20 protein-coding genes and 2 pseudogenes are annotated in these 25,452 nt (G+C 62.0%); 15 read left to right on the top strand and 7 right to left on the bottom strand.

The window, feature by feature from the left end; genetic code table 11:
• The first annotated feature begins 406 nt into the window (after positions 1–406).
• Both putA and AB7M32_RS07020 read left to right on the top strand, forming a co-directional pair.
• Positions 407–4,360 (top strand): trifunctional transcriptional regulator/proline dehydrogenase/L-glutamate gamma-semialdehyde dehydrogenase, encoded by a 3,954-nt coding sequence (putA, locus tag AB7M32_RS07025; protein ID WP_454249484.1) that lies wholly within the window; start codon positions 407–409, stop codon positions 4,358–4,360.
• 256 nt (positions 4,361–4,616) lie between these two features.
• The gene (locus AB7M32_RS07020) at positions 4,617–6,419 is read left to right on the top strand and encodes an acyl-CoA dehydrogenase (RefSeq protein WP_454249483.1); all 1,803 of its coding nucleotides are present in this window, start codon (positions 4,617–4,619) and stop codon (positions 6,417–6,419) included.
• 217 nt (positions 6,420–6,636) lie between these two features.
• On the opposite strand, the gene AB7M32_RS07015 is transcribed toward AB7M32_RS07020, so the two are convergent.
• Both AB7M32_RS07015 and AB7M32_RS07010 read right to left on the bottom strand, forming a co-directional pair.
• The gene (locus AB7M32_RS07015; protein ID WP_454249482.1) at positions 6,637–6,939 is read right to left on the bottom strand and encodes a cell division protein ZapA; all 303 of its coding nucleotides are present in this window, start codon (positions 6,937–6,939) and stop codon (positions 6,637–6,639) included.
• Positions 6,936–7,166 (bottom strand): hypothetical protein, encoded by a 231-nt coding sequence (locus AB7M32_RS07010; RefSeq protein ID WP_158454650.1) that lies wholly within the window; start codon positions 7,164–7,166, stop codon positions 6,936–6,938. The genes AB7M32_RS07015 and AB7M32_RS07010 overlap by 4 nt, the downstream gene beginning before the upstream one ends.
• 192 nt (positions 7,167–7,358) lie before the next feature.
• Between AB7M32_RS07010 and AB7M32_RS07005 the strand changes: the two are divergent.
• The 5 genes and pseudogenes from AB7M32_RS07005 to selO form a co-directional block, all read left to right on the top strand.
• Positions 7,359–8,147: pseudogene (locus AB7M32_RS07005) on the top strand (MCP four helix bundle domain-containing protein); the annotation flags it as partial.
• Between the two features lie 30 nt (positions 8,148–8,177).
• Complete coding sequence (locus tag AB7M32_RS07000; protein WP_454252106.1) at positions 8,178–9,050, top strand: methyl-accepting chemotaxis protein; 873 nt, start codon at positions 8,178–8,180, stop codon at positions 9,048–9,050.
• A 310-nt stretch (positions 9,051–9,360) separates the two neighbouring features.
• Positions 9,361–11,103 (top strand): potassium/proton antiporter, encoded by a 1,743-nt coding sequence (locus AB7M32_RS06995; RefSeq protein ID WP_072407219.1) that lies wholly within the window; start codon positions 9,361–9,363, stop codon positions 11,101–11,103.
• Positions 11,104–11,137: 34 nt separating this feature from the next.
• Positions 11,138–14,500: a mechanosensitive channel MscK gene (gene mscK, locus AB7M32_RS06990; RefSeq protein WP_454249481.1), complete on the top strand. Its 3,363-nt coding sequence runs from the start codon at positions 11,138–11,140 to the stop codon at positions 14,498–14,500.
• Positions 14,501–14,537: 37 nt separating this feature from the next.
• Positions 14,538–16,001: a protein adenylyltransferase SelO gene (selO, locus tag AB7M32_RS06985; RefSeq protein ID WP_454249480.1), complete on the top strand. Its 1,464-nt coding sequence runs from the start codon at positions 14,538–14,540 to the stop codon at positions 15,999–16,001.
• A 235-nt stretch (positions 16,002–16,236) separates the two neighbouring features.
• Here the strand turns inward: selO and AB7M32_RS06980 are convergent, their stop codons facing one another.
• The 4 genes and pseudogenes from AB7M32_RS06980 to AB7M32_RS06965 form a co-directional block, all read right to left on the bottom strand.
• A complete protein-coding gene (locus tag AB7M32_RS06980) occupies positions 16,237–16,638 on the bottom strand; it encodes a helix-turn-helix domain-containing protein (RefSeq protein ID WP_454249479.1) in 402 nt (133 codons plus the stop codon).
• On the bottom strand, positions 16,635–16,934 hold the full coding sequence (locus tag AB7M32_RS06975) for a type II toxin-antitoxin system HigB family toxin (protein WP_454249478.1): 300 nt from the start codon (positions 16,932–16,934) through the stop codon (positions 16,635–16,637). The genes AB7M32_RS06980 and AB7M32_RS06975 overlap by 4 nt, the downstream gene beginning before the upstream one ends.
• A 160-nt stretch (positions 16,935–17,094) precedes the next feature.
• Positions 17,095–17,373 carry a hypothetical protein gene (locus tag AB7M32_RS06970; RefSeq protein WP_072407229.1) on the bottom strand — a complete coding sequence of 93 codons (279 nt, stop codon included), beginning with the start codon at positions 17,371–17,373 and terminating at the stop codon, positions 17,095–17,097.
• A 247-nt stretch (positions 17,374–17,620) separates the two neighbouring features.
• Positions 17,621–18,528, bottom strand: a pseudogene (locus AB7M32_RS06965) (LysR substrate-binding domain-containing protein).
• A gap of 207 nt (positions 18,529–18,735) precedes the next feature.
• Here AB7M32_RS06965 and ycaC point away from each other — a divergent pair.
• Both ycaC and trxC read left to right on the top strand, forming a co-directional pair.
• Positions 18,736–19,362: an isochorismate family cysteine hydrolase YcaC gene (gene ycaC, locus AB7M32_RS06960; RefSeq protein WP_025211469.1), complete on the top strand. Its 627-nt coding sequence runs from the start codon at positions 18,736–18,738 to the stop codon at positions 19,360–19,362.
• 175 nt (positions 19,363–19,537) lie between these two features.
• Positions 19,538–19,960: a thioredoxin TrxC gene (trxC, locus tag AB7M32_RS06955; protein WP_454249477.1), complete on the top strand. Its 423-nt coding sequence runs from the start codon at positions 19,538–19,540 to the stop codon at positions 19,958–19,960.
• Between the two features lie 125 nt (positions 19,961–20,085).
• Here the strand turns inward: trxC and AB7M32_RS06950 are convergent, their stop codons facing one another.
• Positions 20,086–20,856, bottom strand: coding sequence for a ParA family protein (locus AB7M32_RS06950; protein WP_092173555.1), 771 nt, complete (start codon positions 20,854–20,856; stop codon positions 20,086–20,088).
• 359 nt (positions 20,857–21,215) lie between these two features.
• On the opposite strand from AB7M32_RS06950, the gene AB7M32_RS06945 reads away from it, so the two are divergent.
• The 6 genes from AB7M32_RS06945 to AB7M32_RS06920 are packed head-to-tail and all read left to right on the top strand — an operon-like array spanning position 21,216 to position 25,440.
• Entirely contained in the window at positions 21,216–21,935 is a 720-nt protein-coding gene (locus AB7M32_RS06945; protein ID WP_072407253.1) for a beta-ketoacyl synthase chain length factor, read from the top strand.
• Entirely contained in the window at positions 21,911–22,720 is an 810-nt protein-coding gene (locus tag AB7M32_RS06940; protein ID WP_072407255.1) for a lysophospholipid acyltransferase family protein, read from the top strand. The genes AB7M32_RS06945 and AB7M32_RS06940 overlap by 25 nt, the downstream gene beginning before the upstream one ends.
• Complete coding sequence (locus AB7M32_RS06935; protein ID WP_092253101.1) at positions 22,701–22,958, top strand: phosphopantetheine-binding protein; 258 nt, start codon at positions 22,701–22,703, stop codon at positions 22,956–22,958. Before AB7M32_RS06940 ends, AB7M32_RS06935 begins: the two co-directional genes overlap by 20 nt.
• Before the next feature lie 9 nt (positions 22,959–22,967).
• A complete protein-coding gene (locus AB7M32_RS06930; RefSeq protein ID WP_030140951.1) occupies positions 22,968–23,222 on the top strand; it encodes an acyl carrier protein in 255 nt (84 codons plus the stop codon).
• Complete coding sequence (locus AB7M32_RS06925) at positions 23,219–23,764, top strand: COG4648 family protein (RefSeq protein ID WP_072407257.1); 546 nt, start codon at positions 23,219–23,221, stop codon at positions 23,762–23,764. Before AB7M32_RS06930 ends, AB7M32_RS06925 begins: the two co-directional genes overlap by 4 nt.
• Positions 23,761–25,440, top strand: coding sequence for an AMP-binding protein (locus tag AB7M32_RS06920; protein ID WP_454249476.1), 1,680 nt, complete (start codon positions 23,761–23,763; stop codon positions 25,438–25,440). The genes AB7M32_RS06925 and AB7M32_RS06920 overlap by 4 nt, the downstream gene beginning before the upstream one ends.
• Positions 25,441–25,452: the final 12 nt, after the last annotated feature.

Below are 25,452 nucleotides of genomic sequence, written 5' to 3'. Positions count from 1 at the left end.
GCAGACGTTGTAGCGACGATTTGCAGTCCCGCGAATTTATGACTGATGTTTCCCCAGGAAAGCCATCAGCCGATGCCCCTCGGCCTGGAGCCGGTTGCACCTTGGCCGCGAATGCTATTCAACAAATCAAATAAGGTGCAACCAGTTTCGCTCGAATAAGTTGCACCTGATCGTTTTTATCGCAAAATCGCCGTTTTTTGCTCCCTTTTAGTGCAGTCCGTAGCGTCTCACTAGAAGCCAAAGCACTAAGCCGGTGCAGGTTTGGCGGGGGCGCGCTGGCTTCCGGATGAGCTGCCTGTCATTTCAAGAAAAAAAGGGTTGCACCCGGTTGCACCTCAATCATCGCGCAGCTAATCTTGCCGCCAGCTGATGCCACGCCATACGTGGTAAACATGAGGATAAAAATATGGCTACCACCACCCTTGGGGTCAAACTCGATGACCCGACCCGCGAACGCCTCAAGGCGGCCGCAACCTCGATCGATCGCACGCCGCACTGGCTGATCAAGCAGGCAATTTTCAATTACCTGGAAAAACTCGAGGGTGGTGCAACCCTGACCGAGCTGAACGGTTCACCCCGCGCCGACAGCGATGATGCCGGCGACGTACAGGTCGACCACGCTCACCAATGCTTCCTCGAATTTGCCGAGAGCATCCTGCCGCAATCGGTCCTGCGCGCCTCCATCACCGCCGCTTACCGTCGCCCTGAGCCGGAAGTGGTGCCGATGCTGATCGAGCAGGCCCGCCTGCCGGTGGAAATGGCCGAAGCCACCAACAAGCTGGCGGCTTCGATTGCGGAAAAACTGCGTAACCAGAAAAGCGCCGGCGGCCGTGCCGGTATCGTTCAGGGCTTACTCCAGGAATTTTCCCTGTCGTCCCAGGAAGGCGTAGCCCTGATGTGCCTGGCCGAGGCGCTTCTGCGCATCCCGGACAAAGGCACTCGTGACGCGCTGATCCGCGACAAGATCAGCACCGGCAACTGGCAGCCGCACCTGGGCAACAGCCCGTCGCTGTTCGTCAATGCCGCCACTTGGGGCCTGTTGCTGACCGGCAAGCTGGTCGCCACCCATAACGAAACGGGCCTGACCTCCTCCCTGAGCCGCATCATCGGCAAGAGCGGCGAGCCGATGATCCGCAAGGGCGTCGACATGGCCATGCGCCTGATGGGCGAACAGTTCGTCACCGGCGAAACCATCGCCGAAGCCCTGGCCAACGCCAGCAAGTTCGAAGCCAAGGGTTTCCGCTATTCCTACGACATGCTGGGTGAGGCCGCGCTCACCGAACATGACGCCCAGAAGTACCTGGCCTCGTACGAACAAGCCATCCATTCGATCGGCAAAGCGTCCCATGGCCGTGGGATTTATGAAGGTCCGGGCATTTCCATCAAGCTCTCGGCCCTGCACCCGCGCTACAGCCGCGCCCAGTACGAGCGCGTCATGGACGAGCTGTACCCGCGCCTGCTGTCGCTGACCCTGCTGGCCAAGCAATACGACATCGGCCTGAACATCGACGCCGAGGAAGCCGACCGCCTCGAACTGTCCCTGGACCTGCTGGAGCGCCTGTGCTTCGAGCCGCAGCTGACCGGCTGGAATGGCATCGGCTTCGTGATCCAGGCCTACCAGAAGCGTTGCCCGTACGTGATCGACTACGTCATCGATCTGGCCCGGCGCAGCCGCCACCGCCTGATGATTCGCCTGGTAAAAGGCGCGTACTGGGACAGCGAGATCAAGCGCGCCCAGGTCGAAGGCCTGGAAGGCTATCCGGTCTACACCCGCAAGGTGTACACCGACGTGTCCTACATCGCCTGCGCGCGCAAACTGCTGTCGGTGCCGGAAGTCATCTACCCGCAGTTCGCCACGCACAACGCCCATACCCTGTCGGCCATTTACCACATCGCCGGTCAGAACTATTACCCGGGCCAGTACGAATTCCAGTGCCTGCACGGCATGGGTGAACCGCTGTACGAACAAGTTGTAGGTAAGGTCTCCGAAGGCAAGCTGAACCGACCGTGCCGTGTGTACGCCCCGGTCGGCACCCACGAAACTCTGCTGGCCTACCTCGTACGCCGCTTGCTGGAAAACGGCGCGAACACCTCGTTCGTCAACCGCATCGCCGACCAGTCGATTTCCATCCAGGAACTGGTGGCCGATCCGGTGGCCAGCATCGAGCAGATGGCAACCCTGGAAGGCGGCTTCGGCCTGCCGCACCCGCGTATTCCGCTGCCGCGCGACCTGCACGGCAGCGACCGCGCCAACTCCAGCGGCATCGACCTGGCCAACGAGCATCGCCTGGCGTCGCTGTCCTGCGCCCTGCTGGCCACCGCCCATAACGACTGGAAAGCCGCGCCGATGCTCGGTTGCGCTGCCAGCGAAGAAACCCCGGCAGCGGTGCTGAACCCGTCCGATCACCGCGATGTGGTCGGCCATGTGCAGGAAGCGACGGTTGCCGACGTCGACAACGCTATCCAGTGCGCCCTCAACGCCGCACCGATCTGGCAGGCCACGCCACCGGCCGAACGCGCCGCGATCCTCGAGCGTGCCGCCGACCTGATGGAAGGCGAGATCCAGCCACTGATGGGCCTGCTGGCCCGCGAAGCCGGAAAGACCTTCGCCAACGCCATCGCCGAAGTGCGTGAAGCCGTGGACTTCCTGCGGTACTACGCGGTGCAGGCACGCAACGATTTCACCAACGACGCCCACCGCCCTCTCGGCCCGGTGGTCTGCATCAGCCCGTGGAACTTCCCGCTGGCGATTTTCAGCGGCCAGGTCGCCGCCGCACTGGCCGCCGGCAACCCGGTATTGGCCAAGCCCGCCGAGCAGACGCCGCTGGTGGCCGCCCAGGCGGTGCGCCTGATGCTCGAAGCCGGCATTCCGGAAGGCGTCCTGCAACTGCTGCCGGGTCGCGGCGAAACCGTCGGCGCCCGCCTGGTGGGTGACGAGCGGGTCAAAGGCGTGATGTTCACCGGCTCCACCGAAGTCGCCCGCCTGCTGCAACGCAACATCGCCGGACGCCTGGACAACCAGGGCCGGCCGATCCCGCTGATCGCCGAGACCGGCGGCCAGAACGCGATGATCGTCGACTCCTCGGCCCTGACCGAACAAGTGGTCATCGACGTCGTATCCTCGGCCTTCGACAGTGCCGGCCAGCGTTGCTCGGCCCTGCGGGTGCTGTGCCTGCAGGAAGACTCCGCCGACCGTGTCATCGAAATGCTCAAGGGTGCCATGGCCGAATCGCGCCTCGGCAACCCTGAGCGCCTGTCGGTGGACATCGGCCCAGTGATCGACGCCGAAGCCAAGGCCGGCATCGAGAAACACATCCAGGCCATGCGCGACAAAGGTCGCACCGTCTACCAGATGGCAATCGCCGACAGCGACGAGTGCAAGCGCGGCACCTTCGTGATGCCGACCTTGATCGAGCTGGAAAGCTTCGACGAGCTGCAACGGGAGATCTTCGGTCCGGTGCTGCACGTGGTGCGCTACAAGCGCAAGGAACTGGGTCAGTTGATCGACCAGATCAACGCCTCCGGCTACGGCCTGACCCTGGGCGTGCACACACGCATCGACGAGACCATCGCCAAGGTCATCGATAACGTCCATGCTGGTAACGTCTACGTCAACCGCAACATTGTCGGGGCCGTGGTCGGTGTACAGCCGTTTGGTGGCGAAGGCCTGTCGGGCACCGGTCCCAAGGCTGGTGGCCCGCTGTACCTGTACCGCCTGCTGTCGACTCGTCCTACCGATGCGATCCAGCAGTCCTTCGTGCGCGGCGACGCCTTGGTTGCGCCGGACCTGCGCTTGCGCGATGCCATGAGCAAACCGCTGACCGCCCTGCAAGCCTGGGCCGACAGCCAGAAGCTCGCCGAACTGAGCGCCCTGTGCGTGCAGTTCGCGGCCCAATCGCAAAGCGGCATCACCCGCCAGTTGACCGGCCCGACCGGCGAACGCAACAGCTATGCCATCCTGCCACGCGAGCACGTGCTGTGCCTGGCCGACGTGGAAGGCGACCTGCTGACGCAACTGGCGGCCGTACTGGCCGTGGGCGGCTCGGCCGTGTGGCCGGAAACCGACACCAGCAAGGCCTTGTTCGCCCGCTTGCCGAAAGAGATTCAGGCACGCATCCAGCGAGTTGCCGACTGGACCAAGGACGATGTGCTGTTCGACGCGGTCCTGCACCACGGCGATTCGGACCAACTGCGCGACGTTTGCCAGCAGGTGGCCAAGCGTGCCGGCGCCATCGTCGGGGTGCATGGTTTGTCCCAGGGTGAGACCAACATTGCGTTGGAGCGTTTGGTGATCGAGCGGGCCTTGAGCGTCAACACCGCTGCGGCGGGGGGTAACGCTAGTCTGATGACTATCGGTTAAGCGCGACATTCGCTGAGCATCGGCAATAGATGCTCAGCCCACCGACCCTGTGGGAGCGAGCTTGCTCGCGATAGCGACCTGACAGCCAACATCTTTGTTGTGTGTGAAATCGCTATCGCGAGAAAGCTCGCTCCCACATTTTATCCGCGTCAGATCACCCCCTGCGTTCTGCCACTCCATCACCCAAATCAATCTTGCTGTTCACCCTCCTGCCTCGCACCTAGACTCGGCCCATTCCAAAAAAAGGTAGGCCGCCATGTCCGAGACGTTGCTCAGTTCCCGCAATCTGGCTTTCGAGCTGTACGAAGTCCTCGATGCCGAGGGCCTGACCCAGCGCGAGCGGTTTGCCGAACACAATCGCGAGACCTTCGACGCGGCCATTGCCACGGCCCGCACAATCGCCGAAAAACATTTCGCGCCGCACAACCGCAAGAACGATGAAAACGAACCGCGCTACGAGAACGGCCAGGCAATCCTGATTCCCGAGGTAAAGCCGGCTGTGGATGCCTTTCTGGAGGCCGGTTTTCTCAATGCCGCGCGCAGCTTCGACGCCGGAGGCATGCAGTTGCCGACGCTGCTGTCCCAGGCTTGCTTCGCACACTTCCAGTCGGCCAATGCCGCGTCAACGTCCTACCCGTTCCTGACCATGGGCGCGGCGAACCTGATCGAAAGCTTCGGCAGCGATGAGCAGAAGCAACGCTTCCTGCAACCGATGATCGACGGCCGCTTCTTCGGCACCATGGCCCTGACCGAGCCCCATGCAGGTTCTTCGCTGTCGGATATTCGTACACGCGCCGAGCCTGCGTCCGATGGCACCTATCGACTCAAGGGCAACAAGATCTTCATCTCCGGCGGTGATCATCCGTTGTCGGAGAACATCGTGCACATGGTCCTGGCGAAACTGCCGGACGCGCCGCCGGGGGTGAAGGGCATTTCGCTGTTTATCGTGCCCAAGTTCCTGGTCAACGACGATGGCAGCCTTGGCCCGCGTAACGACGTGCTGCTGGCCGGGCTGTTCCACAAGATGGGCTGGCGCGGTACCACATCGACCGCGTTGAACTTCGGCGACAACGGCGAATGTGTCGGTTACCTCGTAGGCAAACCGCACCACGGCCTGAGTTATATGTTCCAGATGATGAACGAGGCGCGCATCGGTGTCGGCATGGGCGCGGTGATGCTGGGTTACGCCGGCTACCTGTATTCCCTTGAATACGCCCGCGAGCGTCCGCAGGGCCGCGTGCCCGACAGCAAGGACCCGACCACCGCCCCGGTGGCGATCATCCAGCACGCCGACGTGCGGCGCATGCTGTTGACCCAAAAAGCCTACGTCGAGGGTTCGTTTGACCTGGGCTTGTACGCCGCGCGACTGTTCGACGACACCACCACCCTGGACAGCGAAGCCGAGCGCAGGCGCGCCCATGAACTGCTGGACCTGCTGACCCCCATCGTCAAATCCTGGCCCTCGGAGTTCTGCCTGAAAGCCAATGAACTGGCGATCCAGATCCTGGGCGGTCACGGCTACACCCGCGAATACCCGGTGGAGCAGTATTATCGCGACAACCGCCTGAACCCGATCCATGAAGGCACCCACGGCATCCAGTCCCTGGACCTGCTGGGGCGGAAGCTGGCGCAGAACGGCGGCGCCGGGCTCAAGCAGTTGATCCGCCTGGTGGCCGACACCACTGAACGGGCCCAGGCGCACCCATCATTGACGCCATTGCGCCAGCCGCTGGAAGCGTTGGTGGCGCGCCTGCAAACCGTCACCCTGGGCCTGCTGACGGACCTGGCCCAGGGCAAGGTCAACAGCAGCCTCGCCAACTCGGCGCTGTACCTGAAAGTGTTTGGGCACATGGTGATCGGCTGGCGCTGGCTGGAACAGGCGATTCGTGCCGAGGAAGGCCTGGCCAGGGGCAATGCCGCGGACAGCGACTTCTATAAAGGCAAGCTGCAAGCGGCGCGCTACTTCCTGACCTGGGAAGTGCCGGGGTGTCATCATGAGCTGGCGATTCTCGAGGCGCGGGATGATACGTGCCTGGGGATGCGGGATGAGTGGTTCTGAGGCGAGTCTTGCGGCGCGGCTAAAAACCAATCGCGGGCAAGCTCGCTCCCACAGGGGTTCCAAGTGAACACGACATCTGCGTTCACCACCGATCCACTGTGGGAGCGAGCTTGCTCGCGATAGCGGTGTTTCAGCCAACACACAGGCAACTGCGCTGACGCCATCGCGAGCAAGCTCGCTCCCACACAAGCCCCACAGTCAACATTCGTTAACGGTTTCAGGCCTGCTGGATCGTCTTGGCAATCACCTCGACCGTGGCGCTGACTTGCTCTTGGTAACGGTCGAGTTCCGCCTGATGGCTCTTCTGCATTTCGATCTGTTGCGAACACAGGTTCATGGCCGCCAATACCAGCAGGCGATCACCGATCAGCGTCGGGTATTTCCTTTTCGTGTCGGCCAGGGCGGCCTTGAGCATCGAAGCGGCGTCCAACAGGGTCTGTTCCTGCCCGGTCGGCGCTTTGATTGAATAGTCTTCTCCCAGGATCGAGATGACCGTCACCCCATCGGCGCCGTGCTTCATGCGCTGACAGGACCGGCGCTGGCGCGCTCGATCAGGGCCTGGATGCGCGCGGCTGTGGTGCCGTGCAGTTCTTCCTGTTCCATCAGGCTCAGTTGCAGGCTTTCGTTTTCATCCTTGGCCCTGGCAAGTTCTGCGCTCAGGGTTTCATTCAGGCCGGTGAGGTGCAGGTTCTGTTGCACCAGGTCGTTGACCAGTTGCTCCAGTTGGCTGAGGGATGTTTCCAACATATTGATTTCCAGGCTTTTCCAAGGGGCGCGTACGATAAAGAAAAGTCACCGCCGATGCCACGCTTTACAAGGTGACGGTGCTTGGCTCGCGAGCTGTAGAGACTGCGATTCAAGAATCTGGTTCCTACCCTTCGTCGCGTGGCACGCCTTGCCCTGCGACAAAAGCCCACAACGCCTCAAGACTTCAGGCGTATGTCCGATAAGTCAGTTAACAGCAGTCTCAGCCCCGCACGGACGCATCTATTTTCGGTATTTTCCATGTCCCTACGTAATATGAACATCGCGCCGCGGGCGTTCCTCGGGTTTGCCTTGATTGGCGCCCTGATGCTGGCCCTTGGGGTATTCGCCCTGACCCAGATGAGCAAAATCCGCGGCTCCGGCGAAATCATCGCCCAGAACAGCGTGCCCAGTATCAAGGCCCTGGATGAGTTCACCCAACTCACCCTGCGCCTGCGCGTCTTGTCCTATCGCTTGCTGGTCAACCGCGAGCCGGACATCCAGCAGAAAACCTACGATCTGTTCGAACAACGCGGCCAGCAGATCCGCGCGGCCCAGGCCGCCTATGAAAAGCTCATCAGCGCCCCTGACGAACGGGCCGCCTACGATCAGTATGTGCAACTGCTCGGGCAGTACCGTCAGCTCGAAGAGCGCATGAAAACCCTGTCACGCAACAATCAGGTCGATGAACTGCGCACATTGCTCAACACTGAATTGCTGAGCAACTCCGATGCCATCAACGCCGCAATCGGCCGCTTGTTGGAGATCAACAACCTGCAAGCCGAGGCGCTCAATAAGGGCGCGGCGCAACAATATTCAAACGCTTTCATCTGGGTGGTCACCCTGCTGGTCATCGCCACCGGCCTGACCCTGCTGTTCGCCTGGCTGCTGACCCACAGCATCACCAAGCCGATCGCCAACGCGCTGGATGCCGCCGAAGAGATCGCCAAGGGCAACCTGACCCGGCCGATCACCGTTGACGGCAGCGATGAAGCCGGTCGCCTGCTGCGGGCGATGTCGACCATGCAGGAAAAACTGCGCGATACCTTGCAACGGATCTCCGGTTCGGCCACACAGCTGGCGTCAGCGGCCGAAGAGCTCAACGCCGTCACTGACGAAAGCGCCCGGGGCCTGACCCAGCAGAACAACGAAATCGAACAGGCCGCAACAGCGGTCAACGAGATGACCAGCGCCGTGGAAGAGGTCGCACGCAATGCGGTCAGCACGTCGGAAGCGTCGAAACACGCCACCACATCCGCTGGCGACGGCCGCGATCTGGTGCAGGAAACCGTCGGTGCCATCGAACGCATGAGTGCCGACGTACAAAGCACCGCCACGCTGATCGGTAACCTGGCCAATGAGTCCCGCGACATCGGCAAAGTGCTGGATGTGATCCGCGGCCTGGCCGACCAGACCAACCTGCTGGCCCTCAACGCCGCCATCGAAGCCGCCCGTGCCGGTGAGGCCGGTCGTGGTTTTGCCGTGGTGGCCGACGAAGTCCGCGCCCTGGCTCATCGTACCCAGCAGTCGACCAGCGAGATCGAACGCATGATCGGCAGCATCCAGAGCGGCACCGAACACGCCGTGGATTCGATGCGCAACAGCACCGAGCGCGCCGAATCGACCCTGAACATCGCCCGTGGCGCCGGCATGTCCCTGGACACCATCAACACGGCCATCGTCGAGATCAACGAACGCAACCTGGTGATCGCCAGCGCCGCCGAGGAACAGGCCCAGGTGGCCCGTGAAGTGGACCGCAACCTGGTGAACATCCGCGACCTGTCGGTGCAATCGGCCACCGGCGCCAACCAGACCAGCGCCGCCAGCGCCGAACTGTCGCGCCTGGCCGTGGACTTGAACAGCATGGTCGGGCGGTTCAGCCTTTAAGGCTTCACCTGCCTTTGAGGCGAGAGCTTCCTGTGGCGAGGGGATTTATCCCCGCTGGGCTGCGAAGCAGCCCCCAACTGTGCTGCCATGCAATCAGAAGGCGAGCGCTTCGCACTCGAACGGGGATAAATCCCCTCGCCACAAGGGCTATGTCCAATCCATTGCTGTTAATCAATAGTGAAGGGGCTTGTTCAGCCCCCCAACCCCAAACCTTTTTTGACAGCATCACATTTCAACAGGTTAGAATCGCTGGCACGCAGACTGCATGGTCAGTCTGTGCCCGCCCCTCAGTTTTCCCGGAGTAACGCCTTTGACTGCAACGACCATCAACAGCCTGTTCTTGATCGGCGCGTTGCTGGTAGGTGCGAGCATCCTGGTCAGTTCTCTTTCATCCCGCCTGGGCATCCCGATCCTGGTGATCATCCTGGCCGTGGGCATGGTGGCCGGTGTCGACGGCGCCGGTATTCTTTTCGATAACTACGCCACGGCCTATCTGGTCGGCAACCTCGCCTTGGCCGTCATCCTGCTGGACGGCGGCTTGCGCACACGGGTCTCGAGTTTCCGCGTGGCGCTGTGGCCGGCGTTGTCCCTGGCCACAGTCGGTGTGTTGATCACCACCGGGCTGACCGGGTTGGCGGCGGCCTGGCTGTTCAATCTGAACCTGATCCAGGGCCTGCTGATCGGTGCCATCGTCGGCTCGACCGATGCCGCGGCGGTGTTCTCGCTGCTGGGCGGCAAGGGCCTGAACGAGCGGGTCAGCGCCACCCTCGAGATCGAGTCCGGCAGCAACGACCCCATGGCGGTGTTCCTCACCGTCACCCTGATCGGCATGCTTGCCAGTGGCGAAACCGGCCTGCACTGGAGCCTGCTCGGGCACCTGCTGCGTGAGTTCGGCATCGGTTCGGTACTCGGCCTGGGTGGTGGCTGGCTGATGCTGCAGCTGGTCAATCGCATCAATCTGGCCAACGGCCTCTACCCGATCCTCGTCATCAGTGGCGGCCTGGCCGTGTTCGCCCTGACCAACGCCCTGCACGGCAGCGGATTCCTCGCGGTGTACCTGTGCGGCCTGGTGATCGGCAACCGCCCGGTGCGCAGCCGCCACGGCATCCTGCACATGCTCGATGGCATGGCCTGGCTGGCCCAGATCGGCATGTTCCTGGTGCTGGGGCTGCTGGTCACGCCCCACGACCTGCTGCCGATCGCCCTGCCAGCCCTGGGCCTGGCGCTGTGGATGATCCTGTTTGCCCGTCCGTTGTCGGTCATGGTGGGCCTGCTGCCGTTCAAGGCGTTCCATGGGCGCGAGAAAGCCTTCATTTCCTGGGTCGGCCTGCGCGGCGCGGTGCCGATCATCCTGGCCGTGTTCCCGCTGATGGCCGGCCTGCCCCACGCCCAGCTCTATTTCAACCTCGCGTTCTTTATCGTGCTGGTCTCGCTGCTGGTACAGGGCACGAGCCTGCCATGGGTCGCCAAGTTGCTGCACGTGACCGTCCCGCCCGAGCCGCTGCCGATTTCCCGGGCCGCGCTGGAAGTGCACGTCACCAGCGAGTGGGAGCTGTTCATCTATCGCCTGGGTGCGGAAAAATGGTGCATCGGCTCGCCCCTGCGCGACTTGAAAATGCCCGAAGGCACCCGCATCGCCGCCCTGTTTCGTGGCCAGCAACTGCTCCATCCGTCGGGTAGTACGGTGTTGGAAGTCGATGATTTGCTGTGTGTTATCGGCCATGAACACGATTTGCCGGCCCTTGGAAAACTGTTCAGCCAAGCGCCGCAACGGGGCCTGGATTTGCGTTTCTTCGGCGACTTCGTACTCGAAGGAGACGCCCAGCTGGCCGCGGTTGCCGCGCTGTACGGGTTGAAGCTGGACGGCATCGATCCGGACATGTCCCTAGGCCGCTTCATCGCCCAGAAAGTGGGCGGCGCGCCAGTGGTCGGCGACCAGGTGGATTGGAACAACACCCTTTGGACCGTCGCGGCCATGGACGGGAACAAGATCGGCAAAGTGGGCGTCAGATTCCCCGAAGGAAGTCGCCCGGGTCCCGGCTTGTTCCTCTAAACTGCTCCCACTCTCATTTGCTTGACCGGTCTCTATGCCTACCCTGCGCTCCTTTTTCGCCACCGCCCTGCTGGGCCTGAGTCTCTCCGTCTGCACGCTGCAAGCCGCTGATCTTCCCACCAGCGCTTCGGTGCAGGCCAGCCTGGACAAGATCGCCGAAAGCAAACTGCCGGAGGCCGACCAGAAAGCCCTGCAGGCCGTCTTGCAGAGCACGCTGACCCAGCTCAACAACAAGGCCGACTACGAACAGAAGCTGCAGGCGCTCAAGCAGCAACTGGCCACCGCGCCCAAGCAGAACATCGAGAACCAGCGCGAACTGGCGCGGCTCAAGGGCACCACGGTGGTGCCGGTGGCGCAACGCTACGCCAACCTGCCGATTCCCCAGCTCGAGCAAATGCTCACGGATCGCTCCACCCAGCAGAGTGATCTGCAAAAAGCCCTGGCCGATGCCAACAGCCTGATCATCACCGCCCAGACCCGTCCCGAGCGTGCCCAGGCGGAAATTTCCAACAGTCAGACCCGTATCCAGCAGATCAATGCCATCCTCAAGGCCGGCCGGGACGCCGGCAAGACCCTGAGCGGCGAGCAGCGCGACCAGCTCAACGCCGAGTCGGCGGCGCTCAATGCACTGATCCCCCTGCGCCGCCAGGAACTGGCCGGCAACAGCCAACTGCAGGACCTGGGCAACGGCCAGCACGATCTGCTGATGGAAAAAATCGCCCGCATGGAGCAGGAAATCCAGGATCTGCAGAACCTGATCAACCAGAAGCGCCTGGCCCAATCCCAGGAGACGGTGACCCAGCAATCCATCGAAGCCCAGAAGGCCGGTGGCAGCAGCTTGCTGGCGACCGAAAGCGCGGCCAACCTGAAGCTCTCCGACTATCTGCTCAAAAGCACCGACCGCCTCAACGAGGTCACCCAACAGAACCTGCAGACCAAGCAACTGCTGGACAGCGTGACCCAGACCGACGCTGCCCTGGACGAGCAGATCAGTGTGCTCAAGGGCAGCCTGCTGCTCTCCAAGATTCTCTATAAGCAGCGCCAGACCTTGCCGCGCCTGAAGCTCGACCAGAACCTGGCCGACCAGATCGCTGACATCCGCCTGTACCAGTTCGAAGTCAGCCAGCAACGTGAGTTGCTGAACAACCCCAGCGCCTACGTCGACAGCCTGCTGGCCTCCCAGCCCTCGGAACAAGTCACCCCGCAACTGCGCAAAACCTTGCTGGAACTGGCCCTGACCCGTGTCGACCTGCTGGAACGGCTGAACCGCGAATTGAGCGCGGTGCTCAACGAATCGATCACCTTGCAGCTCAACCAGAAACAACTGCTCAGCACCGCCCAGAACCTGCGGGCGACCCTCGAAGAGCAGATGTTCTGGATTCCCAGCAATAAACCGCTGGATTTCGAATGGATGCGTGCCGTGCCGACGCGCCTGGAAAAACAGATCGACTCGCTGCCCTGGGCCTCCAGCCTCAGCGAGCTGGCCGATGGCCTGACGCAGCGGCCGCTGCTGTTCCTGCCCCTGGCGCTGCTGATCGGTGCGCTGCTGTGGCGGCGCAAGCATCTCTATGCCCGCCTGAACAAGGTTCACCAAGACGTTGGCCACTTCAAGCGCGACAGCCAGTGGCACACCCCCCAGGCGATCCTGATCAATATCCTGCTGGCCATGCCGGTGGCCCTGGCGCTGACCCTCTGCGGCTATGCCTTGCAGATCGACGCCCGCGGTCAGAACGCCAACCTCGGCGCGGCGCTGCTGCAGATCGGCCAGGCCTGGCTGGTGTTCTACACCGCCTATCGAGTGTTGTCGCCGGGCGGCGTGGCCGAGTTGCATTTCCGCTGGGAGAAACCCCAGGTCGAATTCCTCCAGGGCTGGATCCGCCGGCTCGGGCTGGTGGTGCTGGCGTTGGTGGCCGTGGTGGCCGTGGCCGAGTTGCAACCCTCGAGCCTGGCCGATGACGTGCTCGGCATGCCGGTGGTACTGACCTGCTACGCGCTGATGGCGTGGTTGCTCAGCCGCCTGTTGCTCAGCAGCCCGACGCACAGGAACACTTCGCTGTTCCGCAAGGCCGTCGGGGTGCTGTTCACCGCGCTGCCAATCGCGCTGTTCGTGGCGGTGTGCTTTGGCTACTACTACACCGCGCTGAAACTCAGCGACCGCTTGATCAATACCCTGTACCTGCTGATGTTCTGGCTGGTGATCGAGGCGACCTTCGTCCGCGGCCTGTCGGTGGCGGCGCGGCGCCTGGCCTACCAGCGCGCCCTGGCCAAGCGCCAGGCGGCCAAGGAAGCCGGCGATGGCGAAGCGGTGGTCGAGGAGCCGACGCTGGACATCGAGAAGGTCAACGAACAGTCCCTGCGTCTGATCCGCCTGGCCCTGCTGGGTGGTTTCATCGCCGCGCTGTATTGGGTCTGGTCGGACTTGATCAGCGTGTTCTCGTACCTGGACAACATCACCCTCTACGAATACACCAGCGGCACTGGCGCCAACATGAGCATGGTGCCCATCAGCATCGGCGACATGCTCGGGGCGCTGATCATCATCGGCATCACCTTCGCCCTGGCGCGCAACCTGCCGGGTCTGCTGGAAGTGTTCGTGCTGTCGAAGCTGAACCTGGCCCAGGGCAGTGCCTATGCCACTACCACGCTGCTGTCCTATGTGATCGCCGGCGTCGGTTTCGTCACCACCCTGTCCACCCTGGGCGTGAGCTGGGACAAACTGCAATGGCTGGTGGCCGCGCTGTCGGTGGGCCTGGGCTTCGGCATGCAGGAGATCTTCGCCAACTTCATCTCCGGGATCATGATCCTGTTCGAGCGCCCGGTGCGCATCGGCGACACCATCACCATCGGCAACCTGTCGGGCACGGTGAGCAAGATCCGCATTCGTGCGACCACCATCACCGACTTCGACCGCAAGGACATCATCGTCCCGAACAAGACCTTTATCACCGGGCAACTGATCAACTGGTCGCTGACCGACACCGTCACCCGGGTAACCCTGAAACTGGGTGTGGACTACGGCTCGGACCTGGATCGGGTACGCGAACTGCTGCTCAAGGCCGCCCGCGAGAACCCACGGGTACTGAAGGAACCGGAACCGATCGTGTACTTCCTGAACTTCGGTGAAAGCACCCTGGATCATGAACTGCGCATGCATGTGCGCGACCTCGGTGACCGCAACCCGGTGCTGGACGAGATCAACCGCTTCATCAACCGTGAGTTCAAGAAAGAACACATCAACATCTCCTTCCGGCAGATGGAAATCTATCTGAAGAACATGCAAGGCCAGGAGTACAAACTGGTACCCGCCGAGCCTGATAAAAAGACCATCCCGCCCGTGCCTTCGGCTGTCGCCAGCATCAAGCCGGTGTCCGAGCCACCGCAAGGCAAACTCGACTGATCGCGGGTTGCCTGCGGGCGTCCCGCCGGAGACGGCCATGAAAACGCTGGAAACCCTGACCTTCGATAACCGTTTCGCCCGCCTGGGCGACGGCTTCTCGACCCATGTGCTGCCCGAGCCCATCGACAATCCACGCTTGGTGGTCGCCAGTCCGGCGGCCATGGCGTTGCTGGACCTGGACCCGGCGCAAGCCCAGGCACCGCTGTTCGCCGAGATCTTTGGCGGCCACAAGCTCTGGGCCGAAACCGAGCCACGAGCGATGGTGTATTCCGGGCATCAGTTCGGTCACTACAACCCACAACTGGGCGACGGCCGAGGATTGCTGCTGGGCGAGGTGTACAACGAGGCTGGCGAGCACTGGGACCTGCACCTCAAGGGCGCCGGCCAGACGCCGTTTTCACGGATGGGCGACGGGCGCGCGGTGCTGCGTTCCTCGATCCGCGAATTCCTCGCCTCCGAAGCCCTGCACGCCCTGGGCATTCCCACCACCCGGGCCTTGTGCGTGATCGGCTCTGACACCCCGGTATGGCGGGAAAAGCAGGAGCGCGCCGCCATGGTGCTGCGCCTGGCCCCCAGCCATGTGCGCTTCGGGCATTTCGAATACTTCTACTACACCAAGAAGCCCGAACTGCATGCGGCCCTCGCCGAGCACGTGTTGAACCTGCACTTTGCCGAGTGCCGCGAACAACCGGAACCGTACCTGGCGATGTTCCGCGAAATCGTCGAGCGCAATGCCGAGCTGATTGCCAAATGGCAGGCCTACGGTTTCTGCCATGGCGTGATGAACACCGACAACATGTCGATCCTGGGCATCACCTTCGACTTCGGACCGTTCGCCTTCCTTGACGATTTCGATGCCAACTTCATCTGCAACCACTCCGATGACCAGGGCCGTTACTCCTTCAGCAATCAGGTGCCCATCGGCCAATGGAATCTCAGCGCCTTGGCCCAGGCCCTGACGCCGTTCATCAGCGTCGAAGCCCTGCGCGAGACCCTCGGGTTGTACTTGCCGCTGTACCAGGCCCATTATCTGGACCTGATGCGCCGCCGCCTCGGCCTGACCCGCGCCGAAGAAGACGACCAGAAACTGCTGGAGCGTTTGCTGCAATTGATGCAGAACAGCGGCGTCGACTACAGCCTGTTCTTCCGCCGACTGGGCGACCAGGCGCCCGAGCAGGCCGTGAGCACCCTGCGCGATGACTTCGTCGACCTCAAGGGCTTCGACGCCTGGGGCGAACTGTATGTTGCCCGCGTCAACCGCGAAGGCCCCGTCGATCAAGACCAACGCCGCACGCGCATGCATGCCGTCAATCCGCTGTACGTGCTACGCAACTACCTGGCACAGAAAGCCATCGACGCCGCCGAATCAGGCGACTACGAAGAAGTCCGCCGCCTGCACACCGTGCTGAGCAAACCGTTCGAAGAACAACCGGGCATGGACAGCTACGCGCAACGTCCGCCGGAGTGGGGCAAGCATCTGGAGATCAGTTGTTCGTCGTAACGCGGTGCCAGGGCTGAAATAAACCGCCCGCCTAACACATAACTGTTCGGACCGCAGACATGACTACCCTGTGGCGAGGGGATTTATCCCCGCTGGGCTGCGCAGCAGACCCAAGACAGGCAACGCGGTGCAACAGATGAACCGCGAGCCGGGTTACGACTGCTTCGCAGCCGAGCGGGGATAAATCCCCTCGCCACAAAAGCAGGTCGGTATTTCACAGCGCTACACCGAACCATCAAATGAAGGTTTCCACCGATACACCGAAGCGCTCGGCCAACCAGCGGATCTGCCTCAAATTGAGCTGACGCTTACCGCTCAATACCTCCGATACCACCGACTGGGTACCAACGCCCGGCAAGTCGCTCTGGCTCATGCCATGTTCACGCATCAGGTAACGCAGCGCCTCGACACCGCTCGCCTTGGGCATCGGCCGGCGCTGCTGGTCCCATGCCTCGATCCATTCGCCGATAATGTCCACCAGGCTCATGAGAGGGTGCGTTTCGTCTTCGCCCACCAACGCCAACAGCTCATCAAGAGCACTCGCCAATCGGTCATAATCCTCTTCGCTCCTGGGTTTTCGCAGCAGGGGCGATACAAACTCCCAATGGGCAGCGACTTGTTCAATCAGTGCGCTCATCCCTTTTCCTCCTTCCACTTACCTCTATCGTATTCCTGATGATCCAGTACGCATTTGATGTACAAGCGCTGAGGTCGGTAACGGACCACTGCGATCAATCGCAGCTTGTTGCCACCCATATCGAACACATGTAACGGGCCAACCTTGTCGGTTGCGGGAAAAATGGACTCCATCGCAGCGAAGTCAGCAGGGCTGTTGCGCTTGATAAGTCGATACCATTGATCCAGCGCACTGGCTGAGCGTGGCCATTTCTCCTTGGCCTCCCAAATGCGTTCTCGGTGATCACATGCATGCAATGTCCTTATCGCATTTTGCTATGGAAGATTTAAACACAGATCACAGCTATCGCAAATTGCGATAGCAACGAACAGACTAAGGGTTGCCTGAATGCGTTATTAGCCTAGCCAGCCAACCCTTGAGGCTTCGGTAAAAAATGTGAACGGATGTGAGCCCAGCTCACCCCACCTTATCGTTCCCCTGCTCGGGCGTCTCGATTCCCGGCTCCGCTTCGGCATTGTCCTTGTCAGTCGGTTTTGCCGGTGGTTTTTCCTCGGGATAGCCGGGCATGCCGCGGGCGTCTTCGGGGGTCAGCTCGTCCCGGTCGTGGCGGCGGTCGATAGCGTAGGCCGGGGCGGCGTTGGGGTCTTCGTCGCGGCCGGCGGTGCCGAGGACGAAGCCGTCGTCATTGGGGTTGTCCACTGCTTGGGGAGTGGCTGGGTCTTGAGGATGGCTCATGGGACCTCCTGAGTCTGCAAACAGATACGTGGTGTCTTTTTGAGGCCCTGACAGCTTTTCAGTGCGGCGCACCTGATGAATGGCAGCCTTGATAAACGTCCTTGGAAAAGCCTGGAGTGTGAGTCCCTGTGGGAGCGGGCTTGCTCGCGAATGCGGCGTATCAGACACATAGATGTTGACTGGCACACCGTCTTCGCGAGCAAGCCCGCTCCCACAAGGAGAATCCGCAGGCATGGCTGCCTCCACGCTACGCCATATCACTCTGGCTGAATTCCTCAGCCAGAAAATCAATCAGCGTACGCACCGACGGCAGCAACCCGCGTCGTGAGGCAAAGATTGCGTGGACGATCCCGCACTTGGGCGTCCAGCCCGGCACCAGTTCCACCAGCCGGCCAGCCGCTATGTCTTCACGCACCACCACGGTGGGCAGGTGAGCGATGCCGATGCCGGCCAGCACCGCGTGCCGCAGGGCCAGCAGGTCGTCGGTGACCATTCGCGGCTCATGGCGAATCAGCGCGCGGGTGCCGTCCGGGCCGAACAGCTCCCATTGGTACTCCCGTTGCGCCCCACCCCAGTGCACGCTCGGCGCAAGCCGTTGAGGTCCGCCGGCGAAGCGGGTGAAGACAAGCGCTCAAGGTAAGCCGGGCTGCCCACCAGGCATTGGGTGCTGTTGCTCAGCACTTTCATGACCATGTCGGTGTTTTCCAGGGGTGGAAAGCGCACCCGCAAGGCGATATCGAACCCTTCGTGAATCAGGTCGACCCGCCGATTAGTGCTCTCGATGAACAACTCAACCCGTGGGTATTTGAGCATGTAGCGGGTCAGCATCGGCCCGACCCAACTATTGAGCAGCGCTGTCGGGCAACTGATACGCACCAGCCCCTGGGGCTCGGACCGGTTGCGCTCGATCACCTCGGCCGCGCTCTCGGCCTCGACCCGCATCGCCAGGCAACGCTGGTAATAGGCCTGGCCGATTTCCGTCAACGTGCAGTGGCGGCTGGTGCGATGGAGCAAGCGTACCCCGAGCCGATCTTCCAACTGGGCGATACGCCGGCTGAGCTTCGACTTGGGCATGTCCAGCGCCCGACCCGCCGCGGCGAACCCACGGTGCTCGACCACCTGGGTGAAATAGTAAAGCGTGTTGAGGTCTTCGATGATCGTTCTCCAAATAGAACGCTAAGGCGGATTTTTGCAGTCTAGCGCATCAAAGGTGCCAGTTTTAATCTACACCCATCGAAACGCAACACGGATTGAAGCCGGGGCGCTTCGACCGGATGAGTCACTGATCAATCGCTACACCGACATTAAAAACCTTAACCACGCCGAAACCTTCGGCAACCAAAACTTAATGAGGGCTACGCCATGACCACTTCCTACAACCGTCTCGACAAAGATAACGCCGCCGTTCTGCTGGTCGATCACCAAGCCGGCCTGCTGTCCCTGGTACGCGACATCGACCCGGACCGCTTCAAGAACAACGTGCTGGCCCTGGCCGACCTGGCGAAGTACTTCCAACTGCCGACCATCCTCACCACCAGCTTCGAAACCGGCCCCAACGGCCCGCTGATGCCGGAGCTCAAGACCCTGTTCCCGGACGCGCCGTACATCGCTCGCCCTGGCCAGATCAACGCCTGGGACAACGAGGATTTCGTCAAGGCGATCAAGGCCACCGGCAAGAAGCAACTGATCATCGCCGGCGTGGTCACCGAAGTCTGCGTAGCCTTCCCGGCACTGTCGGCCCTGGCCGAAGGTTTCGACGTGTTCGTGGTCACCGATGCATCCGGCACGTTCAACGAACTGACCCGCCAATCGGCCTGGGACCGCATGTCGTCCTCCGGTGCACAACTGATGACCTGGTTCGGCCTGGCCTGTGAACTGCACCGCGACTGGCGCAACGACGTGGAAGGTCTGGCGACCCTGTTCTCCAACCACATCCCTGACTACCGCAACCTGATGACCAGCTACAACACGCTGACCAACGCCAAGTAACAGCCTCACCGATATACCCTTGTGGGAGCGAGCTTGCTCGCGATAGCGGTCTGACAGTCGATGCAGTATTGACTGATACACCGCCATCGCGAGCAAGCTCGCTCCCACAGGTTTTTGTGGTGGTTTCTATATAGTGTTCAATCTGTGCCAATGATTTTTCCGGGAGACTGACCTGATGCTGATCCCCTGCCCCCATTGCAACGGGCTCAACCGCATACCCGCCGAACGCCTGGGCGACCAGCCCAAGTGCGGGCGCTGCAAGGCCCAGGTGTTATTGAGCAAACCGTTCGAACTCAAGCAAGGCGACTACGCCAGCCAGATCAAGGGTGACCTGCCGCTGCTGGTGGATGTGTGGGCCGATTGGTGTGGGCCGTGCAAGTCCTTCGCACCGGTGTTCGAACAGGCCGCCGCGCAGTTGGCGGGCAAATGCCGGTTGGCCAAGCTCGACAGCGAGGCCAACCAGCAACTGTCGGCGCAGTTGGGGATCCGTTCGATTCCCAGCCTGATTCTGTTCAAGGACGGCCGGGAGGTGGCGCGCCAGAGTGGGGCGCTGCCGTTGCCGCAGTTGATGAGCTGGTTGCGCAGCCAGGGAATTTGAAACAAAACACTCATGTGGGAGCGAGCTTGCTCGCGATGGCGGTGTATCAGTCAATATTGCATCGACTGGCAGACCGCTATCGCGAGCAAGCTCGCTCCCACATTGGATTTGTACAGGCCTGCCAGTCAGGCACTTTCCAGCAACCCATGCAACTCCACGAACTGCTGGGTCAGCTTGTGCCGCGGATCAAGGTGGATCAGCGGCAGGCTGGCCTGGTGGGATTCGCGCATGCGCACCGAACTGCTCAGGTACACCGGCAATACCGGCAGGCCTTCGGCGATCAGTTCGTCGAGAATCTGCTGCGGCAGGCTGGCACGGGCCTGGAACTGGTTGACCACGATGCCTTCGACTTCCAGGCCTTCGTTATGGTCCTCCTTGAGTTCTTCAATTTCCGCCAGCAAGCCGTACAAGGCCTGACGGGAGAAGCTGTCGCAGTCGAACGGGATCAGCACCCGATCAGCGGCGATCAACGCTGAAACCGCATAGAAATTCAACGCTGGCGGGGTGTCCAGGTAAATCCGGTCGTAATCCTCCTCCAGCTCTTCGAGCAATTTGCGCAGTTTGTTGATCTTGTGCTTAGCCTCAAGCTTGGGCTGCAGGTCCGTCAGCTCCGCCGTGGCGGTGATCACGTGCAGGTTGTCGAACGGCGTTTCGTAGATATCCACCTTGTTCTTTTTCGAGAAAGGCCCGGACGACAGGGTCTGCTTGAAGAAGTCGGCAATGCCCATGGGGATATCGTCGCCGGTCAGGCCAGTCAGGTATTGAGTGGAATTGGCCTGGGCATCCAGGTCCACCAACAGCGTGCGATAGCCCTCGCTGGCGCTCACTGCTGCCAGATTGCAGGCGATGCTGGACTTGCCCACGCCACCTTTCTGATTGAACACCACACGCCGCATGTCAAAACCTCCGTGTATCAAAGATTCCCGAGTGTAGTAGGCCGCGACACTGCTTAGCTACCTTCTGCGCAGAAGGACTACAGCAGCAGTGGCTTTTCCAACGATTAAGACGTCAATTGTGCCCGGATAAAGACAGAAACAACCGACAGACAAGCCCGTGAAGATCGCGACAATGGTCCAAGCCAGGCATTGAGCGGACCGCCCCGTACATTTTGCTGGGCAAAATGTAACCAGTATTTGCTACAAGCCAACCGCACCGGGATAATGCGCGCCACTTGGGTCGCAAGGCCATGCAGGGTAGGACGCGGGTCAAACCACTGAACCGTGACAATAAAAGCCCCGCAGGGGTGGGATGAGTTTTGATCAATTTCAATATCGCCCAATGGCGCGCGTGGGCCCCTGGGCTCGAAAGCGTGGACGACTGGCAGGCCTGGAGCCGACAGCCGGTTGTATTGCCGGCCAGCGATGCCGCCCCTGACGTATCGTTCCTACCCGCCATGCAGCGTCGCCGCCTCAGCCGCCTGGCACGGATGGCCTTCAGTGTCGGCTGGCCACTGGCCGAAGGCCAGCCGGACCTACCGTTGGTCTTTATTTCCCGCCACGGCGAAACCCCGCGCACGTTCGAGATTCTCAAGGACCTGGCGGCCGATCAGCCCTTGTCGCCAACCCAGTTCAGCCTGTCGGTGCACAACGCCGTGATCGGCCTGTGGTCGATCATGCGCGGCGAAACCAGCGAAATGACCGCCCTGGCCGCCACCGGCGACGGCTTGGAACACGGCGTACTGGAGGCCGCCGCCTTGTTGAATGAAGGCTCGCCGGCGGTGTTGCTGGTGATCACCGAAGAACAACCGCCACAAGTCTACGCACCGTGGGTCGATGACGTGCCTTTCCCCTATGCCGTGGGCCTGCTGCTGACGCCGGGCGACGACTGGCAACTGGACCTGTCCGCACAGGCCGGCCAACGATCTGGCAGCGACTGGCCCCATGCCCTGGACCTGTTGCGTACCCTGCTGAACAACGAAACCACCTGCCAACATGCCTGGAAGAATCGTGTATGGACCTGGCAACGCAACCGGTGACCGATAAACATCGCGACGCCTATTACTGGCGCCTGATCGCGACCGCCGCAAGCTTCGCCCTGTTCGGGCTGGGCGGGCTGTGCCTGCGCTTGCTGGTTTTTCCGTTGCTGGCCTGGCTGCCCGGCGATGCCCAGGCCCACCGACAAAGGGCTCGCCGCACCGTCGGGCGGTTGTTCTGGTTTTTTATCCGGTTCATGGCCCGCACCGGCGTGCTCACCTACCAGATCGATGGCGCCGAACGACTCGGGCGCCCCGGGCAGATGATCATTGCCAATCACCCCTCACTGATCGACGTGGTGTTCCTGATCGGGCTGGTGCCCAACGCCAACTGCGTGGTCAAGCAAAGCCTGTGGGACAATCCCTTTACCCGTGGTCCATTGCGTTCAACCCAGTACATCAGCAACGACGGCAGCATGGATATGCTCGATGCCGCCAGCGATACCCTGCGAGATGGCCAGACGCTGATCGTGTTTCCCGAAGGAACCCGCACCCAGCCAGGCCAAGTACCGGCCTTTCATCGGGGGGCCGCGGCCATCGCCCTGCGGGGTGCGAAAATCCTCACGCCCGTCACGATCAAGGTCAACCCCACGACCCTGACCAAGGCCGAACCCTGGTATCGCATCCCCCGACGCCGCGTGCACTTCAGTTTTCAGGTCGGGGCCGATATAGACCCACAGGCGTTCGCCGCGCTCGGCCCGCCTCCCCAGGCTTCGCGCAGGCTCAACGATTTCTTGCATCACTATTTCATCAAGGAGCTCGCCGAAGATGAGCGATCTGCACCGTGACATCAAACAGCTGATCATCGACGCCCTCGGCCTGGAAGACATTGGCATCGACGACATCGGCGACCACCAGCCCCTGTTCGGCGAAGGCCTGGGCCTGGACTCGGTGGATGCCCTGGAGCTAGGCCTGGCGATCCAGAAGGAGTACGGCATCAAGATCGACGCCGACGCCAAGGACACTCGTAACCATTTCAGCAATGTGGCAAGCCTTGCGGCCTTCGTCACTGCAAAACGCCCTTGAGACCGGACCATGCAAACTCGTGATGACATTTTCAACACCCTGCGTGACGCCCTGGTCGAGCTCTTCGAGCTGGACCCAGAGCGCGTGACGCTGGAATCGAACCTGTACCAGGACCTGGAAATCGACAGCATCGATGCGGTTGACCTGATCGACCACATCAAACGCCAGACCGGCAAGAAAATCGCCGCCGAAGAATTCAAGTCGGTGCGCACCGTCAATGACGTGGTCGAGGCGGTCTATCGACTGGTTCAACCGGCCGCATGACTCGGCTGATTGGCCTCGGCCTGCTGCTGGCAGGCCTGCTGTACCCCTTTGCGGTGTATTTCGGCATGGAGCATTTCGCCCCGTGGCAGTTCGGGTTGCTGCTCGGTAGCCTGTGGCTGGCCCGGGCGTTGCTAGGCAAGGGCGGCGACGGCAGCCGTTGGATGGCGACCACGGCGATCGTGTTTTGCGTGTTGCTCGCGCTGTTCGACAGCCCGCTCCTGCTGCGTTGGTACCCGGTGCTGATCAGCGGGTTCATGCTCGGGCTGTTCGCCCTGAGCCTGAAATACGGCCCGCCAATGATCGAACGCCTGGCCCGCCTGCGCGAACCGCAGCTGCCGGCCAAGGCGGTGGTCTATACGCGTCAGGTCACGGTGGCCTGGAGTGTGTTTTTCCTGTGTAACGGTTTGCTCGCCGCCGCCCTGACCCTCTGGGCGCCGCTGAGCTGGTGGATGTTGTACACCGGCCTGATTTCCTACGGGTTGATGGGGCTGCTGTTTGCCATTGAATGGCTCATACGACAACGGGTAAGAGGCCGCCCATGAATTGGATAACACTTGAGCGGATGTTGCTCAGGGCTCAGCCGGAACGCGCCATCGCGGTCGATCCGGCACTGGATCATTCGCAACTGCGGGGCGCGGCGTTGCGCCTGGCGGCCGGCCTGCAAGCCCGGGGCGTGCGCCATGTGGCGGTGCACCTGGAAGATGCAGCCGACCTGGCCATCGCCCTGCTCGGTGCCTGGCATGCCGGGGTGCGCGTCCTGCTTCCCGCCGACTTGCAAGCGCAGACACGCCAGCGCTGGGCGTCGGAGGTGGACCTGTGGCTGACCGACCAGCCCGGCGACACCCATCCCGACGACGTGCACCACGCGCCGATGGAAGCCGCCGTACTGGACCTCGATCACTGCTGGCTGAGCCTGTGCACCTCCGGCTCCAGCGGCGAGCCCAAGCGCATCGAGAAAACCCTGCGCCAGTTGAGTAATGAAGTCCAGGCCCTGGAACAGCTGTGGGGCGCCGACCTGGGCCCGGCCTGCATGATCGGCAGCGTTGCCACCCAGCATATCTACGGGCTGCTGTTTCGAGTGCTGTGGCCGCTGTGCGCCGGGCGTCCGTTCGGGCGCAGGCAATTGGCGTTTCCCGAAGACCTGCAACGCGCCAGCCGCGAGCAGCCGATGTTCGCCTGGGTCGCCAGCCCGGCGTTGCTCAAGCGCATGGGCGATAACCTCGATTGGCCGGCACTGAGCAGCGTGCGCCGGGTGTTCACCTCCGGCGGCGCCTTGCCAACCGAGGCCGCGCGAAGCTTGCAGCAACGCCTGGGACAATGGCCGACGGAAATTTTCGGCAGCTCGGAAACCGGCGGCATCGCCTGGCGCCAGGGTGACCCATGGTGGCAGCCCTTTGCCGGCGTCGAGCTGAGCCAGGACAGCGACGGCGCCTTGCTGATCGCTTCGCCCTATCTGCCCTCCGGGCATGTGGAACACACCGCCGACGCGGCGCGAATCGCCGAAGATGGGCGCTTCGAGCTGCTGGGGCGACTGGACCGTATCGTCAAGCTCGAAGAGAAGCGCATCTCCCTGCCCATGCTCGAACAGGCGTTGGTAGCCCACGACTGGGTCAGCGAAGCGCGGCTGGGCGTCGTGCAGGAGAATCGCGCCTCCCTCGGCGCGCTACTGGTGCTGAGCGACGCAGGTCTGCGAGCCTTGCGTAACCAAGGTCGGCGCGCCGTGACCGAGGGCCTTCGCCGCCACCTGAGCGAACATTGCGAAACCCTGGCTCTGCCACGGCGCTGGCGCTGGCTGCGGCAGTTGCCGCTCAACGCCCAGGGCAAGCTGCCCCAGGCTGAGGTCGAGGCGCTGCTGATGGCACCACGCCCCAAAGTCCCCGACGTATTGGAGAAAGTCGAAACCGACGGTGAGTGGAGCCTGCAACTGGTCGTGCCGCCTGACCTTGCATACTTCAGCGGCCACTTCCCCACCGCACCGGTATTGCCCGGCGTGGTGCAGGTCGACTGGGCCTTGAGCATCGGCCGCCAATTGCTGGACCTGCCGCCCCGGTTCGTCGGCATGGAAGTGTTGAAATTCCAGCAACTGGTGCGCCCCGGCGATGACCTTCAACTGCACCTGCGCTTCGACCGCGAACGCGGCAAGCTGTACTTTGCCTACCGCAATGCCACGGCGGCCTGTTCCAGCGGGCGGATTGTGTTGGGGATGGCTAATGATTAATGCTCACACCGC

It is taken from the genome of Pseudomonas sp. R151218B TE3479 (assembly GCF_053629195.1).
Note: the sequence above shows the minus strand (reverse complement) of the source record. Positions and strands in the feature narration are given on the sequence as shown.

What these genes read in the sequence shown, in the direction of transcription:
- putA (WP_454249484.1), top strand. Translation starts at nt 407, where the DNA reads ATGGCTACCACCACCCTTGGGGTCAAACTCGATGACCCGACCCGCGAA.
- AB7M32_RS07020 (WP_454249483.1), top strand. Translation starts at nt 4,617, where the DNA reads ATGTCCGAGACGTTGCTCAGTTCCCGCAATCTGGCTTTCGAGCTGTAC.
- AB7M32_RS07015 (WP_454249482.1), bottom strand. Translation starts at nt 6,939, where the DNA reads ATGAAGCACGGCGCCGATGGGGTGACGGTCATCTCGATCCTGGGAGAA.
- AB7M32_RS07010 (WP_158454650.1), bottom strand. Translation starts at nt 7,166, where the DNA reads ATGTTGGAAACATCCCTCAGCCAACTGGAGCAACTGGTCAACGACCTG.
- AB7M32_RS07000 (WP_454252106.1), top strand. Translation starts at nt 8,178, where the DNA reads ATGTCGACCATGCAGGAAAAACTGCGCGATACCTTGCAACGGATCTCC.
- mscK (WP_454249481.1), top strand. Translation starts at nt 11,138, where the DNA reads ATGCCTACCCTGCGCTCCTTTTTCGCCACCGCCCTGCTGGGCCTGAGT.
- selO (WP_454249480.1), top strand. Translation starts at nt 14,538, where the DNA reads ATGAAAACGCTGGAAACCCTGACCTTCGATAACCGTTTCGCCCGCCTG.
- AB7M32_RS06980 (WP_454249479.1), bottom strand. Translation starts at nt 16,638, where the DNA reads ATGAGCGCACTGATTGAACAAGTCGCTGCCCATTGGGAGTTTGTATCG.
- AB7M32_RS06970 (WP_072407229.1), bottom strand. Translation starts at nt 17,373, where the DNA reads ATGAGCCATCCTCAAGACCCAGCCACTCCCCAAGCAGTGGACAACCCC.
- ycaC (WP_025211469.1), top strand. Translation starts at nt 18,736, where the DNA reads ATGACCACTTCCTACAACCGTCTCGACAAAGATAACGCCGCCGTTCTG.
- trxC (WP_454249477.1), top strand. Translation starts at nt 19,538, where the DNA reads ATGCTGATCCCCTGCCCCCATTGCAACGGGCTCAACCGCATACCCGCC.
- AB7M32_RS06950 (WP_092173555.1), bottom strand. Translation starts at nt 20,856, where the DNA reads ATGCGGCGTGTGGTGTTCAATCAGAAAGGTGGCGTGGGCAAGTCCAGC.
- AB7M32_RS06940 (WP_072407255.1), top strand. Translation starts at nt 21,911, where the DNA reads ATGGACCTGGCAACGCAACCGGTGACCGATAAACATCGCGACGCCTAT.
- AB7M32_RS06935 (WP_092253101.1), top strand. Translation starts at nt 22,701, where the DNA reads ATGAGCGATCTGCACCGTGACATCAAACAGCTGATCATCGACGCCCTC.
- AB7M32_RS06930 (WP_030140951.1), top strand. Translation starts at nt 22,968, where the DNA reads ATGCAAACTCGTGATGACATTTTCAACACCCTGCGTGACGCCCTGGTC.
- AB7M32_RS06925 (WP_072407257.1), top strand. Translation starts at nt 23,219, where the DNA reads ATGACTCGGCTGATTGGCCTCGGCCTGCTGCTGGCAGGCCTGCTGTAC.
- AB7M32_RS06920 (WP_454249476.1), top strand. Translation starts at nt 23,761, where the DNA reads ATGAATTGGATAACACTTGAGCGGATGTTGCTCAGGGCTCAGCCGGAA.